Annotated in this window: 13 protein-coding genes and 1 tRNA gene; 5 read left to right on the forward strand and 9 right to left on the reverse strand. The window is 64.0% G+C overall.

Features of this window, described 5'->3' with window-relative positions; genetic code table 11:
• Positions 1–55: 55 nt before the first annotated feature.
• The gene (locus ACS5Q0_RS09480; RefSeq protein WP_473126380.1) at positions 56–1,387 is read right to left on the reverse strand and encodes a cytochrome c peroxidase; all 1,332 of its coding nucleotides are present in this window, start codon (positions 1,385–1,387) and stop codon (positions 56–58) included.
• Positions 1,388–1,395: 8 nt separating this feature from the next.
• Entirely contained in the window at positions 1,396–2,256 is an 861-nt protein-coding gene (locus tag ACS5Q0_RS09485; RefSeq protein WP_473126381.1) for a hypothetical protein, read from the reverse strand.
• Between the two features lie 126 nt (positions 2,257–2,382).
• Between ACS5Q0_RS09485 and ACS5Q0_RS09490 the strand changes: the two genes are divergently transcribed.
• A complete protein-coding gene (locus tag ACS5Q0_RS09490; RefSeq protein ID WP_473126382.1) occupies positions 2,383–3,042 on the forward strand; it encodes a Fe2+-dependent dioxygenase in 660 nt (219 codons plus the stop codon).
• A gap of 6 nt (positions 3,043–3,048) precedes the next feature.
• Here the strand turns inward: ACS5Q0_RS09490 and ACS5Q0_RS09495 are convergent, their stop codons facing one another.
• On the reverse strand, positions 3,049–3,669 hold the full coding sequence (locus tag ACS5Q0_RS09495; RefSeq protein ID WP_473126383.1) for a TIGR02466 family protein: 621 nt from the start codon (positions 3,667–3,669) through the stop codon (positions 3,049–3,051).
• 127 nt (positions 3,670–3,796) lie between these two features.
• On the opposite strand from ACS5Q0_RS09495, the gene ACS5Q0_RS09500 reads away from it, so the two are divergent.
• The gene (locus ACS5Q0_RS09500; RefSeq protein WP_473126384.1) at positions 3,797–5,020 is read left to right on the forward strand and encodes an adenylate/guanylate cyclase domain-containing protein; all 1,224 of its coding nucleotides are present in this window, start codon (positions 3,797–3,799) and stop codon (positions 5,018–5,020) included.
• A gap of 42 nt (positions 5,021–5,062) precedes the next feature.
• On the opposite strand, the gene ACS5Q0_RS09505 is transcribed toward ACS5Q0_RS09500, so the two are convergent.
• Positions 5,063–6,040: a glutathione S-transferase family protein gene (locus ACS5Q0_RS09505; RefSeq protein ID WP_473126385.1), complete on the reverse strand. Its 978-nt coding sequence runs from the start codon at positions 6,038–6,040 to the stop codon at positions 5,063–5,065.
• Positions 6,041–6,217: 177 nt separating this feature from the next.
• Between ACS5Q0_RS09505 and ACS5Q0_RS09510 the strand changes: the two genes are divergently transcribed.
• Positions 6,218–6,293, forward strand: a tRNA-Ile gene (locus tag ACS5Q0_RS09510).
• A 52-nt stretch (positions 6,294–6,345) separates the two neighbouring features.
• On the opposite strand, the gene ACS5Q0_RS09515 is transcribed toward ACS5Q0_RS09510, so the two are convergent.
• Positions 6,346–6,918, reverse strand: a complete 573-nt coding sequence (locus ACS5Q0_RS09515; protein WP_473126386.1) for a peroxidase-related enzyme — start codon at positions 6,916–6,918, stop codon at positions 6,346–6,348.
• Positions 6,919–7,041: 123 nt separating this feature from the next.
• Here ACS5Q0_RS09515 and ACS5Q0_RS09520 point away from each other — a divergent pair, with 123 nt between their 5' ends.
• Positions 7,042–7,839 (forward strand): enoyl-CoA hydratase, encoded by a 798-nt coding sequence (locus tag ACS5Q0_RS09520; RefSeq protein ID WP_473126387.1) that lies wholly within the window; start codon positions 7,042–7,044, stop codon positions 7,837–7,839.
• A gap of 12 nt (positions 7,840–7,851) precedes the next feature.
• Here the strand turns inward: ACS5Q0_RS09520 and ACS5Q0_RS09525 are convergent, their stop codons facing one another.
• From ACS5Q0_RS09525 to ACS5Q0_RS09540, 4 genes are all read right to left on the reverse strand, one after another.
• The gene (locus ACS5Q0_RS09525) at positions 7,852–9,492 is read right to left on the reverse strand and encodes an acyl-CoA synthetase (protein WP_473126388.1); all 1,641 of its coding nucleotides are present in this window, start codon (positions 9,490–9,492) and stop codon (positions 7,852–7,854) included.
• Positions 9,493–9,831: 339 nt separating this feature from the next.
• The gene (uxuA, locus tag ACS5Q0_RS09530) at positions 9,832–11,028 is read right to left on the reverse strand and encodes a mannonate dehydratase (RefSeq protein ID WP_473126389.1); all 1,197 of its coding nucleotides are present in this window, start codon (positions 11,026–11,028) and stop codon (positions 9,832–9,834) included.
• A gap of 66 nt (positions 11,029–11,094) precedes the next feature.
• Complete coding sequence (locus ACS5Q0_RS09535; protein ID WP_473126519.1) at positions 11,095–12,627, reverse strand: UxaA family hydrolase; 1,533 nt, start codon at positions 12,625–12,627, stop codon at positions 11,095–11,097.
• A 42-nt stretch (positions 12,628–12,669) separates the two neighbouring features.
• A complete protein-coding gene (locus ACS5Q0_RS09540; protein ID WP_473126390.1) occupies positions 12,670–13,398 on the reverse strand; it encodes a GntR family transcriptional regulator in 729 nt (242 codons plus the stop codon).
• Between the two features lie 118 nt (positions 13,399–13,516).
• Between ACS5Q0_RS09540 and uxaC the strand changes: the two genes are divergently transcribed.
• Entirely contained in the window at positions 13,517–14,920 is a 1,404-nt protein-coding gene (uxaC, locus tag ACS5Q0_RS09545) for a glucuronate isomerase (protein WP_473126391.1), read from the forward strand.
• Positions 14,921–14,958: the final 38 nt, after the last annotated feature.

Raw genomic sequence — 14,958 nt, forward strand, 5'->3', positions numbered from 1 at the left:
TATACCGCAGGCGGACAAGCCGCGCCGCCGGAAACGAGGCGTCTATTTTATGCCGTCAGGGAGCGGTCGCGGAGGCCACGTCCAGGCTCAGGCGCATCTCCGGGTGGATGCCGCAGATGATGTCGTAATGGCCCGGCTGGTCGAAACCGAGGGTCACCGTATCGCCGGGGTTCTGCCCATCGGAGTTGAAGTGCAGGTTCGCGCCGTCGACGCGCACGTTGTGCGTGCGCGTGTCGTCGTTGACGATGCGCAGGGCCTCGCCCAGCTTCAGCAGAATGGCCCCGGGCGCGAAGCGCTTGTCCTTCTGGCTTACCGTCGTGGTGGAGACGGCCTGGGCCGTCGCGCCCAAGGTCATGGTCTTCGGCGGCAGGGTCGCGGGACGCGGGGGATCGTCGCTCGAAATCGTGTTGAGGAAGGCGACCAGCTGCGCGCGCTCGCTTTCGCTGAGGTCGATCGATCGCGGCAGATCGGCCGAAAGGGTGGGGCGCTTCACAATGCCTTTCGCATAATGGTCCACCACGTCCTCGAAGGTGGCGAGCGACCCGTCGTGCATGTAGGGCGCGCTCCACACGCGCTCGCGCAGGCTCGGCGTCTTGAACGCATGATCCGCCGCTTTCACACCGAGGACCGGGCCGCGTCCCTTGTCGTCGCCGGTGAGACCGATGTCATGGAAGGCTTCGTCGGTGAAGCGCCAGCCCTGATGACAGGCGACGCAGCCGGCCTTCCCGACGAAGAGCGCGAGACCGGCGAGCTCATCCTTGTCGAGGGCCCTGTCGTCGCCCTTCACCCATCGGTCGAAGCGCGTTTCCGGAGAAATCAATGTGCGCTCGAAGGCGGCGAGCGCCTTCGTGAGATTGTCGCGCGTGACGGCGGGATCTTCGGGGAAGGCCGCCGCGAAGGATTGCCGCATCAGCGCATCGGCCGCGAGAGTCTCGATGGCTCGCTTGAGATCGCCTCCCATCTCGCGCTTGTTCTCGATGGGGCCGGCGGCCTGTGTCTCCAGGCTCGCCGCTCGGCCGTCCCAGAACCAGGAGAGGCCCCAGGCCATGTTCCAGAGCGGCGGCGTGCGCCGGTCGAGAGGCTGACCGTCGAGGCCGGGATGGCGCTCGACACCGTCCGAGAACGACAGTTCCGCCTGATGGCATGTCGAGCACGACACATCACCGGAGCCGGACAGGCGCTTGTCCTCGAAAAGTGCCGCGCCGAGCGTCACCTTCTCCGGAATCGTGGGGTTCCCCGCAGGCTCGGGTGCGTGGTCGGGACGCGCGAAGGCCTGCCGCCAGTGCTCGACATCGAGGGCGGCGGGTTTTTCCGCCGCGCCCCCGACCAGCGTGGCGACGATCAGGGCGGGCACCACCCGCCGCAGAATGTGCAGGCCTTCGCGCATCGCGAACGTTACTGGAAGTTCCCGAGCTGAAGCTCGAAATTGGCGATGGCGCTGAGGAATTCGGCTGCATCCTTCACCGGCTGCTTGGGAGGCGTAACGGCGGGGAACACCGCCTTCAGCTCTTCCAGGCTCGCCTTGAGGGCTTTTGCGGCCTCGGCGTCCTTCGCGCCGGCGTCCTGCATCACCGTGCCGACCAGACGATCCGCCTCGAACACGAAGCCGCGCGCGTCCTGGTATTCGACCACGTTCGCGATGCGGTTCTTCTCGATGGCCTCGCCATATTCGTCGGCCGCCTGCTGCAGAACTTCCAGCGCCGTTTCGAGGGTGAAATAGAGCCCCTTCTCCTCCTTCGCGCGAACGGCCGTCTCGGCGGCGGAAAGCCGCTCATCGAGGGCGGCGCGGGCGCGGGCATAGGCGTCCTTGTTCTTGGCCTTCACGGTCTGCGACAGCGACTTCAGGGCCGCCTGAAACGGCGCGATGCTGAACGCCTTCAGGTCATCGCGCAGGCTGGCGTAGATCTCCTCTTCCGGGTGCAGGAAGTGGGGCAGGGCATCGGCCCAGCGGCCTGCTTCGATGAGTTCGTTGCCGACCAGCAGGTGCCCCCGGATCATTTCGATCCCGCGATAAAGATGAAGAGGGGGAGCAAGCTTCGCGGCGCCTCCACCTTCGCCACCCTCGCCACCTTCCCCGCGGGCCGTCGCCGGTGCGGCGTGGCCCTGGTGAGCCTGGGCGAATTGCAGCAGGTGCTGATTCGCCTTTGCCTCGACCGTGGCCGGAGGATAGGTCGGCACGCCGGCGGCCTGAGGCGCGACCGGAGCCGCAACGAGAACGGCGGTGCTCAAGCCCGCCCAAATCTTGCGCTTTTTCATCTTTGTCCCCTTCCAGCAGGTCAAGGCTGCCGGCGGCTAGTTTAGAAATGCTAAAAACTACTAGTCTTTACAGGCACTTAGCTACATTCTATGAGGGCTGAAGGCAAGTCTGAAGGTTGGCGCACGATGTTGATCACCATTGCGGATGTTCTGTCCCCCGGCGAGATCGAGGAGATCCGCGCCACCCTCGGCTCCATGCGGTTCGAGGACGGGCGAGCCACGGCGGGGTGGAGCGCCAAGCTCGTGAAGGACAACGAGCAGGCTCGGGAAGGCGCCGCCCTCACGCTCCTGCGCGAGCGGGTGGCGAAGGCCATTCAGTCGAACGAGGTCTTCCAGCTCGCCGTCCGGCCCAAGGCGCTGACGCCGCTTCTCTTCAGCCGCTACGCGCAAGGCAAGCAATACGGGTCCCACGTGGACAATCCCCTGATGGACGGGGTGCGTACGGATGTGTCGTTCACGCTCTTCCTGGCCGATCCCGACTCGTACGACGGCGGCGAACTCGTGATCGAGTCCGTCTCGGGAGAGGAGGAGATCAAGCTGCCCGCGGGCCATCTGGTGGCTTATGATTCCACGAGCCTTCATCGCGTCGCGCCGGTCACGCGCGGCGAGCGCCTCGTTGCGGTGGGCTGGGCGCAGAGCTATGTGCGCGACAGCGCCAAGCGGGAACTTCTGTTCGATTTGGAGACCGCTCGGCGCAACCTCTTCGCGCAGCACGGCAAGACGCCGGAATTCGACCTTATCGCCAAGACCAGCGCCAACCTGTTCCGGATGTGGGCGGAAGTCTGACGCCGCCTACTGCCAGGAGCAGTTGAAGCTGATGCTGATGCGCTCGCTGTCCGCCTCGTTCAGCGGCACCTCGTGGCGCAACCAACTCTCCCAAAGCAGCACCGTGCCGGGCACCGGCTTCATATAGGCGAATTGCCGGTTCTCGGGCTTGGCCTTGGCCTTGCGGGGCGGGGCCGCCATCATGAAGCCGAGGCGTGGATCCTCGAGCTTGAGCGCGCTCGCGCCTTCCGGGATCGTCACGTAGTAGGTGCCGCTGATCACCGAATGCGGGTGGATGTGGGACGTGTGGATTCCGCCGGGCGGCAGGATGTTGATCCACAGGCTGTCCATGACCAGCTTGCGGCCCTGAAGGTCGTATTCGAGCTCCTTGGCGAAGGCGGCGACGTGCTTGTCGATGTCCTTCACCAGTTCCCCGAAGACCGGCACCCGCCAGGGCAGGTCGTTGAGCGAGGCATAGGAGGTGTATCCCGGATAGCCGTTCTTGGCGCACCAGCGCTGGCCGGCCTCGTCGTCCTCGGCAATGGACAGGCAGGCTCCTTCGAGCTCGGCGTTACGGCGCTCGGCCTTGGCGCCGGTCAGTTCGGCGCGGTAGATCTTGGTGACGAAAAGCGTCTCGATGCTTGGCATGGTCCGGCTCTATGACGACGGGGGCTCTCTGTCAAAATGATTGCCCTTTTGGGGCGCATAGCATCTTTTCTCAAGTCATGCCTCCCCGCTTCTTGAAGGAGCCGCGGGAACAACACACCTTGGCCCTATGATGTCGCTCTCTCCCCTGGCAGCCCTTCCGGACGACCTTCTGTCCCTGGCCCGCAGTCTCGACGCGGAAACCCTCCCGAGGGTCATCGCCTTGCGGGACTGGCTCGTGACCACGGCTTCCCGGATGGAGGATGCGAACGAGGTCCTGAACGGGTTCCTCCACCGGCTGATCTCTCTGGGCCTGCCGATCGACCGGGCCGTCTCGGCCATCGAGGCGCTTCATTCCGAATATGCCGGGATCGGACGCTTCTGGACGCGGGAGGAGGGGACCATCGTCCGCTATCTCCCGCATGGCGACCGGCGCGAGGCCATCTACCAGACGAGCCCCTTCGCCTACGTGAACCGCATCGGCGAGTGGCTCATCCTCGATCTCGCCGATACGCCGGACGATCTGTTTCCGATCATTCCGGAGCTGAAGCAGGCGGGATACCGTCATTACCTGACGATCCCGATCCGCTTCACCAATGGGGCGGAGAATGCCATCTCGTTCGCAACGCGGGCGCCCGAAGGCTTCGGGATACAAGGGCTGACGATCCTGCGCCTCGTCATGCCGTCCTTCGCGCTCGTCACGGAGCTGCGCGCCACCAGCAACCGCCTGGACGAGGTGCTGCGCATCTATGTCGGCGACGATCCGCATAAGGCCATTCTCTCAGGCGCGATTCAGCGCGGACAGGTGACGCGCATCCGCTCCGCGATCCTCTTCGCGGATATGCGCGAGTACACGCGCATATCCTCCTCCTTGAGCCCCGAGAGCGCGGTGGAGCTGCTCAACAACTATTTCGACTGTCTCGTGCCTCCCATCGAGGACGAGGGCGGTGAGGTGCTGAAATATCTCGGCGATGGGCTGCTCGCCATCATGCGCGATCGCGGCGACGACACGGGCGGCGCGGCGCAATCGGCGCTGACGGCCGCGACCAAGGCTTTGCGGCGCATCGAAGCCGCGAACAACGAGGGCCGCTTCCCCGTGCAGATCGATGTGGGCTTCGCCTTGCATCACGGCGATGCCGCCTATGGCAATGTGGGCTCGGGTCAGCGCCTCGACTTCACGGTGATCGGACGGGACGTGAACCTCGCGAGCCGGATCGCCGATCTCAACAAGCGTCTCGGCGAACCGCTGCTCATGTCGAAGCCCTTCGTGGAGCATCTCTGGGGCAATCCTCACCCGCTCGGAGCCCACGCGGTCGAAGGCTTCGAGGAGGAGGTTGAAGTCTACAAGCCTTGATCGTTCGTGCAAAAAGCGCCTTCGGTTCTCGCTTCCGACACGCTAGAGGCGCTCGCGCCCATGCGGCGCGTCGAGATCCAAGATAGGGCCGAGGGGCACGATGCCGGTTGGATTGATGGTCCTGTGGCTCTCGTAATAATGCCCCTTGATGTGCAACATGTTCACCGTCTCTGCGATGCCGCCCGTCTGATAGAGATCGCGCAGATAGCCCGACAGGTTCGGATAATCCGCGATCCGCCGCAGGTTGCACTTGAAATGTCCCACATAGACGGGATCGAACCGCACCAGGGTCGTGAACAGCCTGATGTCGGCCTCCGTGAGAACCTCGCCGCAGAGATAGCGCTGCGAGGCGAGGCGCGCATCGAGCCAGTCCAAGGTTTCGAAGAGGGGGTGTACGGCTTCCTCGTAAGCCTGCTGCGTGGTGGCGAAGCCCGCCTTGTAGACCCCGTTGTTGACGGCGTCGTAGATGCGCGTGTTCAGCCCGTCGATCGCCGCCCGCAGGTGTTCGGGATAATAGTCGCCGGGGGTCGCGCCGATGCCGTCGAAGGCGGAGTTGAACATGCGGATGATCTCGGCGGACTCGTTGCTGACGATGGTGGCTCTCGCCTTGTCCCAGAGCACGGGCACCGTCACGCGGCCCGTATAGGCGGGTACCGCCGCCGTGTAGATCTGGTGAAGATACTGCGCGTTATGGATCGGATCCGGGATCGTGCCGGGCCCTTCATCGAAGGTCCAACCGTGCTCGAGCATGCGCCAATGCACGACCGAAAGGCCGATCGTCGTCTCCAGGCCCTTGAGCTTGCGCATGATGAGGGTGCGATGGGCCCAGGGACAAGCGAGCGAGACATAAAGATGGTACCGCCCGGGTTCCGCCGCAAACCCGCCCGTTCCCGTGGGACCCGGCGCCCCGTCCGGCGTGACCCAGTTGCGGAAGGCCGTGCTGTTCCGGACAAATCGCCCGCCCGTGCTCTTCGTGTCGTACCACCGGTCCTGCCAAACCCCGTCCACCAGCAATCCCACCAGACCTCTCCTTCGATAGCCGCTCGGCCCCACGGATATGGCCCTGCCCATGGACTTATTCGAGGGGATCGGCCGGTCCTGGCTGCAGGTCGCCCGGTCAAGGCGTGGGGGCCCTGCCAAACAGGGGGGTGACGAACGGCCCGCCCTCGGTTAGATGATATCAGACCTTCCCTGGAAGGGCCTGTAGCTCAATGGTTAGAGCCGGCCGCTCATAACGGTCTGGTTGCAGGTTCGAGTCCTGCCGGGCCCACCATCCATTCCTCGGCCGAGCCTCCGCAAGCACCGATTCGCCGTGAGAGGGCCGCTCACGTCCTGCCCAGCATGTAGAATTCGTCGTTCGGGCGCATGTTGGTGACGTTGGCCAGGCGGTTCGACATGCCGAAGAAGGCGGCGATCGCGGCGATGTCCCAGGCGTCCTCCTCGCTGAAGCCGTGGCTGCTCAGCTGGGCCAGGTCGGTGTCGCCGACGGTGTGGGCCTCGAAGGCGACCTTCATGGCGAAATCGAGCATCGCCTTCTGGCGGTCGGTGATGTCGGCCTTCCGATAGTTGATTGCGACCTGATCGGCGATCAGCGGGTTCTTCGCCCTGATGCGCAGGATCGCTCCGTGGGCGACGACGCAGTACTGGCATTGGTTGGCGTTGCTCGTTGCCACGACGATCATCTCGCGTTCCGCCTTGGTGAGATTTCCCGGCTTGTCCATCAATGCGTCGTGATAGGCGAAGAAGGCGCGGAACTCGTCGGGACGGCGGGCCAGGACGAGAAAGACGTTCGGCACGAAACCGGACTTTTCCTGAACGGCCAGGATGCGCGTCCGGATGTCGTCCGGCAGATCGGCGATCTCCGGTGTGGGGAAGCGGCTGATGGGTGCCTTGTTCATGAAGAGCTTCCTTGCTGTCATATCGCCGCGGCGGAAAAGGGCGATCGTGCCGATTGAGCATCAGCTTATTCAGCTTGGCTCGCAGGGACAACGTGCTTAAATTCATGACAGGAGAGAGGATCCATGAGCGCGCAGATTGTTTCCGATGAGCCCATCCTGATCCGCGACGAGCGGGAGGGAGTCGTGACGCTGACGCTGAACCGGCCCGGTCAGTACAATGCCCTGTCGGAGGAGATGCTGCAGGCCTTTCAGCAGAACCTGGACGAGCTTGCCGCCGACGAGGCCGTCCGCTGCGTCGTGATCGCTGCTGCCGGCAAGGCGTTCTGTGCGGGGCACGATCTCAAGCAAATGCGGTCCCATCCGCGCCAGGACTATTACGAGGACCTGTTCCGGCGCTGCGGGCGCGTCATGCAGAGCATCGTGAACCTGCCGGTTCCGGTGATCGCCCGTGTGCAGGGCATGGCGACTGCGGCAGGATGCCAGTTGGTGGCCTCCTGCGACCTCGCCGTTGCGGCCGAGAGCGCGACATTCGCCGTATCGGGAATCAATGTCGGCCTCTTCTGCTCCACGCCGGCGGTTGCGCTCTCGCGCAACGTCGCGCCCAAGCGGGCCTTCGAGATGCTGGTGACGGGGCGCTTCATCTCGGCGGACGACGCTCTCTCCTACGGCCTGATCAATCGCGTGGCGCCGGATGCTCACCTCGATGCAGCCGTGTCATCCCTGACGGCGGACATTTGCGCCAAGAGCCCGGTCGCGATCCGAACCGGTAAGGCCATGTTCGGCCGCCAGCGCAGCATGAGCTTGGAGGAGGCTTACGCCTATGCCGGACAGGTGATGGCCTGCAACATGATGGCCGAGGATGCCGCGGAGGGAATCGACGCCTTCATCGGCAAGCGCAAGCCGGTGTGGAAGGGGCGCTGACGGCGCCTGTCCTCACACCGCCCCAACATGCGCCCGCGCCATCTCGCGCAACTGGAACTTCTGAATCTTGCCGGTGGATGTTTTCGGCAGCTCGGTGAAGATTACCGTGCGCGGGCATTTGAAGGAGGCGAGATGCTGACGGCACCAAGCGATGAGATCCTCGGGCGTCGCTGACTGATCCGCCCTCAGCTCCACGAAGGCGCACGGGGTCTCGCCCCATTTCTCGTCGGGCATCGCGACGACGGCGACGACCTGAACCGCGGGATGTTTGTAGAGCGCATCCTCCACCTCGATGGAGGAGATATTTTCGCCGCCTGAGATGATGATGTCCTTCGAGCGGTCCTTCAGCTGCACATAGCCATCGGGATATTTCACGCCGAGGTCGCCGGAATGGAACCAGCCGCCTGCGAAGGCCTTCTCGGTCGCGGCGGGATTTTTCAGATAGCCCTTCATCACGACATTGCCGCGGAACATGACCTCGCCGAGCGTCTTGCCGTCGGCCGGCACGGGGCGCAGCGTGTCCGGGTCGAGCACGTCGAGCGCTTCGAGCACCGGATAGCGCACGCCCTGCCGCGCCTTCTTCGCGGCATATTCCGCAGGCGTCAGCTGGTTCCAGTCCTCATGCCATTCGTTGACGACGGCGGGGCCATAAACTTCCGTCAGGCCGTAGAGATGCGTGACGTCGAAGCCTGCGTCCTTCATTGCGGCCAGCACGGCTTCCGGCGGAGGGGCCGCCGCCGTCATGAAGCGGACCGTCTGCGGGAACGTGCGCTTGTCCGCAGCGGGCGCGTTGAGGAGCGTCGACATGACGATGGGCGCGCCGCATAGATGCGTGACCTTGTGGTCGGCCAGAGCGTCGTACATCGGCTTCGCGCGGACGGCGCGTAGGCAGACATGCGTTCCGGCGACGATCGAAAGCGACCAGGGGAAGCACCAGCCGTTGCAGTGGAACATGGGCAGCGTCCACAGGTAAACGGGGTGCTGGCCCATGGCGCTGGTGACGATATTTCCCATCGCGAGCAGGTATGCGCCGCGGTGATGATAGACGACGCCTTTTGGGTCGCCCGTCGTGCCCGATGTGTAGTTCAGGGTGATGGCGTCCCACTCGTCGCCGGGCAGGCTCCAGGCGAATTCGGGATCGCCTTCGGCCAGAAGATCCTCGTATTCGAGGTCGCCCAGGCGTTCGCCCGAACCGGCGAACTCGGGGTCGTCGTAGTCGATGACGAGCGGCTTGACCGAGGAAAGCGCGAGGGCGGCCTTCACGACGCCTGAAAACTCCCGATCGGTGATGAGCACCTTCGCCTCGCTGTGTTCGAGCGAGAAGGCGATGATCTTGGCGTCGAGCCGGGTGTTGAGCGTGTTGAGAACGGCGCCCGCCATGGGCACGCCGTAGTGGCATTCGAGCATGGCCGGGGTGTTGGGAAGCACCACGGACACCGTGTCGCCGCGACTGATCCCGCGCCGGGCCAGGGCTGACGCCAGACGCCGGGACCGGGCATAGAAGTCACGGTAGCTGCGCTTCAACGAGCCGTGGATGATCGCCGTCTGTTCAGGGTGAACGCTTGCGGCGCGCTCCAGGAAGGAGAGAGGAGTCAGCGGCTGGTAGTTCGCCGGATTCTTGTCGAGGTTCGTGTCGTAAACAGTCGAAGTCACGAGCGTTTCCCCAATGGCTGCCAAAGGACGTCCCGAGAGCCTGAGGCGTGGCAGGACGTTTCTGTATTTCCCATTCTATCAAAGGCACATGCACCCGTCTCGGGGGGCATGATAAGCGTGTCTTAGCAATAAGGCGAGCCGGTGATGCGCCCCAGGACAGCCCCGCGGTGACTTTGGGCCTACTCCAATCCGCTGGCATGAACATCGGTAATCAGGGCGGGAATGGGGGGATCTCTGGGAGAAGGTCGCCTCAAGCAATCCATCACTTCACCTAGGACACAATCGCTGCCCGCAAACCTGTGCCCCTCCCATCGTGAGCTGCCCCATTGTCCGGTGCTCCTAGAGTGGAAGGTTCCGAAGGGCGGACACTGCCGTCATCACGCCGCGCAGTTCGGCGAGCCCCTTCAGACGGCCGATCGCCGGATAGCCCGGATGGGTCGGCTTGCCCACATCGTCGAGCAGCTCGTGACCATGATCGGGGCGCATGGGGATGCGCCAACGCGGATCGCCGGAATCCTTCCGGCGCTTCTGCTCCTCCAGAAGAGCCGTCACCACGGCCACCATGTCGGTATCGCCGCCGAGATGGTCCGCCTCCATGAACGAGCCGTCCGGCTCCTTGGCGACGTTGCGCAGATGGGCAAACCAGATGCGGCTTGCGAAGCGCCTTGCAATCGCGGGAACATCGTTCGATGGGCCGGCTCCGAGCGAGCCGCTGCAGAGCGTGATTCCGTTCGCGGGCATATCGACGGCGCTGACGATGAAGGCCAGATCGTCCGCGTTCGACACGATACGCGGCAGCCCCATCAATGGCCGCGGCGGATCGTCCGGGTGGATGCACATGCGGATTCCCACTTCCTCGGCCACGGGAATGACCTCACGCAGGAAGCGTGCCAGATTCTCACGCAATGCGCCTGCGTCGATGCCCGCGTAGCGGTCGAGCATGGCGCGAAGGCCCGGAATGTCGTATCGATCATAGGCTCCGGGGAGGCCCGCCATGATGTTCGCGAGCAGCTTGTTGCGATCGGCTTCCGACGAGCGCTCATACCATTCCTTCGCGCGCGCCAGAACGTCCGGGCTCTGCTCCCCTTCCGCGCCTGGGCGTCGTAGCATGAAGCAGTCGAAGGCAGCGTATTCATGCGCATTGAATCGCAGCGCCGTTCCTCCACCGGGAAGAGGGTGGGCGAGTTCGGTGCGGGTCCAGTCGACAACCGGCATGAAGTTGTAGCAGACGGTCGTGATGCCGCAATGCGCGAGGTTGCGAAGCGATTGCCGGTAATTGTCGAAGAGCGGCGTGAGATCGCCTTCGCCGATCTTGATGCTCTCGTGGATCGGCAGGCTTTCGACCACGCTCCAGCGCAGCCCCAGGGACCGGTCGGCGGCAATTTCAGCCTTGCGCTTCTCGATCTCCTCCACGGTCCAGACGACGCCGTAGGGAAGATGGTGGAGTGCCGTCACGATGCCTGTCGCACCGGTCTGCCGAATATGGGGAAGGCGGACGGGATCATCGGGACCGAACCAGCGCCAAGTCTGTTCCATGAAAGCACCTTACGGATGTGAGCCGACCTCCCGGATCGGCCTTTGAAGTTGAACTCTTGTCGTCGCTTACATCACTGCGCCGACCTGCCAGGGCAGGAACTCGGCGTCGCCATACCCGAGCAGCTCCGACTTCGTACGCTCGCCCGAGGCGACCTTCAGGATCGTCTCGAAAATCTCCCGGCCCTTTTCGGCGATCGAGACACCGTCGAGGATGTCGCCGCAATTGATGTCCATGTCATCGATCATCCGGTCATAGATATCGGTGTTGGTTGCGAGCTTGATCGACGGCGTCGGCTTGCAGCCATAGGCGGAGCCGCGTCCGGTCGTGAAGCAGAGGACATTCGCGCCGCCCGCCACCTGTCCGGTCGCGGAGACGGGGTCGTAGCCGGGCGTATCCATGAACACGAAGCCCTTCGCCGTCACAGGTTCGGCATAGCGATACACGCCGTTGAGCGTAGTCGTGCCGCCCTTGGCCGCTGCGCCCAGCGATTTTTCAAGAATGGTGGTGAGGCCGCCGGCCTTGTTGCCAGGAGAGGGGTTATTGTTCATCTCGCCCCTGTTGCGGGCCGTATAATCCTCCCACCACCCGATGAGATCGACAAGCGTCTCACCGATTTCACGTGTCGCCGCGCGGCGGGTCAGGAGATGCTCCGCACCGTAGATTTCGGGCGTTTCCGACAGAATCGCCGTGCCGCCGTTCCGGACCAGAAGGTCCACGGCCGCCCCGAGCGCAGGGTTGGCTGTGATGCCGGAATAGCCGTCCGAACCGCCGCATTGGAGGGCGAGCATCAGTTCGGAGGCGGGCACCGTTTCGCGTTGCACGCGATTGGCGATCGGAAGCATGTCGCGGAGCGCTGCGAGCCCGGCTTCGATGGATTTGCGCGTGCCGCCGGTTTCCTGGATCGTCAGGGAGCGGAAGGTGTCGCTCTCCTCGATATGATAGCGTTCTTTCCAGCGCCCGATCTGGAAGACCTCGCAGCCGAGACCCACCATGAGCACGCCCGCCATGTTGGGATTGGAGGCGTAGCCCCATTGCGTGCGCTTGAGGATCTCGGCGCCTTCGCCCTGCTGGTCCATGCCGCAGCCCGTGCCGTGCACGAGCGGGATGACGCCGTCGATATTCGGGTACGCGTCGAGAAGGCCCGAGCGCTCGACCTCGCGCGCAATGAAGCGAGCGACTGAGGCCGAGCAGTTCACGCTCGTGAGGATCGCCAGATAATTCCGGGTGCCGACCTTGCCGTTCGCGCGGCGATATCCCTGAAAGGTCGCGCGCGCTTCGAGCGGCAGCACGGCTTCGGGTTTGGCGTCTTCGGCGAAGTGGTAATCGCGCGTGAAGGAATGCATCTCCACATTGTGTTCGTGAAGCCACTCGCCGGGTTCGACCGGTCTCGAAGCGAAGCCGATGATCTGGCCGAACTTGAGGATCGGTTCTCCTTGTTCGATCGGGACGACGGCCATCTTGTGGCCCTTGGGAATGCGATCCTTGGCCTTGATCCCGTGCGCGCCCGATCCTGCAGGGATGGGATCGACGGCCACGACGAGGTTGTCGCGATAGTGAAGGCGGACGATCCGTGGGGGCAGGGCCGGCTTGTCCAACATCATCTATCCTTCCGGCGCGCCCGATCCATCGAGGCCGATGGCTCAGGCGCTGAGAACGTCCGGAGACGTCTCGGTCTCCGATTCAAAAAGATGCGGGTGCTGCGCGGCGAGTTCCGGCAACGTGCGCAGGATCTCGCTCAGGTGCTGGTGCATCGCCTCTTGCGCGGCCAGCGGGTCCTTCTCCTTAATGGCGTCCACGATGAGAACGTGCTGCGCGAGAACCACATGGCGTGGGATGGCCTTCGCCATGTCGAGAAAGCGCACACGGTCCATCTGCGGCTTGATGTCCTCGATCATCCGCCAAGCCGCGGGACGGCCCGCCGCCTCGGCGAGCAGGCGATGAAACTCTTCGTCGAGCGCCAGAAATTCTTCCGTCGAGGCGGAGCGCTGCGCGCGGCGCTGACGGGTGAGGCTGGCATTCAGCTCCGCGAGCACGACCGGCGTCGCATTCGAGGCTGCTTCGCGCACGACCGCGCATTCCACGGCCTCCCGAATGAAGCGGGCATCTTCGACGGCGGCGCGCGAAATCTTGACGACCTGGGTGCCCCGCTGGGGCAGGACGCGCACGAGTCCGGCTTCGCTCAGCTTGATCAGCGCTTCCCTGACCGGCGAGCGGCTGACCCCGAACTTTTGGGCGAGATCCTGCTCCGACAGCATTTCTCCCGGCGAAATCTGCATGGTCACGATGGCTTGGCGCAGGGCGCGCGTGACCTGCCGGGCCATGGGTTCGCGGCTGACATCGAGCTTCGCAAGGGAGGGTCTATTAGTCATAAGTGGCACACTACCATACTAGTGGGCCATTGCAAAGCCGCCCCAACCGCTCTAATCTTCGAGGCACAATCTCGATAAACGGCCGCCAAGGTCGAGCGTAACGCCTAGGGAGAATGCCATGCTGATCCATCCGGATAGGCTGTTTCCCATCGAGCCTGCCGCGCGGGATGTGGCGCGCAGGCTCTACGAGGGAATCCGCGATCTGCCGATCATCTCGCCGCATGGCCACACGGATCCGCGCTGGTACGCCGAGAACGAGCCCTTCCCGGATCCGGCGACGCTGTTCGTCATTCCCGATCACTACATTTTCCGGATGCTCTACAGCCAAGGCGTGAGCCTGGAGGATCTCGGCATTCCGACCAGGGACGGAAAGCCGGTCGAGCGCGATCCCCGCGTGATCTGGCGGCGCTTCGCCGCGCATTACCATCTTTTCCGGGGCACGCCGACGCGCGCGTGGCTCGATCATACGTTCGCAACTTTGTTCGGTTTTACGGGCCGTCTCTGCACCGACAACGCTGATGCTTATTATGACCGGATCGACGAGGCTCTACGCACACCGGAATTTCGTCCGCGTGCTCTGTTCGAGCGCTTCCGCATCGAGGCCATCGCCACGACGGAAAGCCCACTCGATCCCCTGAAATATCACGAGATCATTCGCCAGTCGGGTTGGGGAGGGCGTGTCGTCACCGCCTATCGCCCCGATCCGGTCGTTGATCCCGATTTCGAAGGCTTCCGCGAGAACCTTGCGCGCTTTGGAGAGATCACGGGCTGCGACACGTCCACCTGGAGCGGCTATCTGGAGGCGCATCGCAATCGGCGTGCGTTCTTCCGCACCTATGGTGCGACCTCCACCGATCATGGTCATCCGACGGCCAGAACCGCCGACCTGTCGAAGGCCGATGCGGAGGCTCTGTTCCGGAAGGTTTCGGCGGGAGACGCCAGCGCCGAGGACGCCGAACTGTTCCGTGCCCAGATGCTCACCGAAATGGCGGCCATGAGCGTCGAAGACGGCATGGTCATGCAGATCCATCCGGGTTCGTTCCGGAACCACAACAATACGATCTTCGGCCGCTTCGGCCGCGACATGGGAGCCGACATTCCCACGCGAACGGATTACGTCCGCGCCTTGAAGCCGCTCCTGGACAGGTTCGGCAACGTGCGCAATCTCACGCTTATCCTCTTCACGCTCGACGAGACGAGCTATTCGCGCGAGCTCGCGCCGCTCGCGGGCCATTACCCGGCGCTCAAGCTCGGCCCTGCCTGGTGGTTCTTCGATGCGCCGGAGGGCATGCGACGCTTCCGCGAACTGACGACGGAAACGGCCGGCTTCTACAACACCGTCGGGTTCAACGACGACACGCGGGCCTATCTCTCGATCCCCGCCCGCCACGATGTGGCGCGCCGCGTGGACTGCGCCTTTCTGAGCCAGCTCGTAACCACTCATCGCCTCGACGAGGATGAGGCGCACGAGCTGGCCTACGACCTCGCATATCGCCTCGCGAAAGAGGCCTACAAGCTGTGAGAACGGACTTGGCCGGCAAAGAGGCCAGTCGCACAGAA

It is taken from the genome of Microvirga sp. HS2 (assembly GCF_055792805.1).

Bases quoted from the DNA above. Each gene is read 5' to 3' on its own strand.
- ACS5Q0_RS09535 (WP_473126519.1), bottom strand. From the start codon at position 12,627: ATGTTGGACAAGCCGGCCCTGCCCCCACGGATCGTCCGCCTTCACTAT.
- ACS5Q0_RS09540 (WP_473126390.1), bottom strand. From the start codon at position 13,398: ATGACTAATAGACCCTCCCTTGCGAAGCTCGATGTCAGCCGCGAACCC.
- ACS5Q0_RS09520 (WP_473126387.1), top strand. From the start codon at position 7,042: ATGAGCGCGCAGATTGTTTCCGATGAGCCCATCCTGATCCGCGACGAG.
- uxuA (WP_473126389.1), bottom strand. From the start codon at position 11,028: ATGGAACAGACTTGGCGCTGGTTCGGTCCCGATGATCCCGTCCGCCTT.
- ACS5Q0_RS09485 (WP_473126381.1), bottom strand. From the start codon at position 2,256: ATGAAAAAGCGCAAGATTTGGGCGGGCTTGAGCACCGCCGTTCTCGTT.
- ACS5Q0_RS09515 (WP_473126386.1), bottom strand. From the start codon at position 6,918: ATGAACAAGGCACCCATCAGCCGCTTCCCCACACCGGAGATCGCCGAT.
- uxaC (WP_473126391.1), top strand. From the start codon at position 13,517: ATGCTGATCCATCCGGATAGGCTGTTTCCCATCGAGCCTGCCGCGCGG.
- ACS5Q0_RS09490 (WP_473126382.1), top strand. From the start codon at position 2,383: ATGTTGATCACCATTGCGGATGTTCTGTCCCCCGGCGAGATCGAGGAG.
- ACS5Q0_RS09495 (WP_473126383.1), bottom strand. From the start codon at position 3,669: ATGCCAAGCATCGAGACGCTTTTCGTCACCAAGATCTACCGCGCCGAA.
- ACS5Q0_RS09480 (WP_473126380.1), bottom strand. From the start codon at position 1,387: ATGCGCGAAGGCCTGCACATTCTGCGGCGGGTGGTGCCCGCCCTGATC.
- ACS5Q0_RS09500 (WP_473126384.1), top strand. From the start codon at position 3,797: ATGATGTCGCTCTCTCCCCTGGCAGCCCTTCCGGACGACCTTCTGTCC.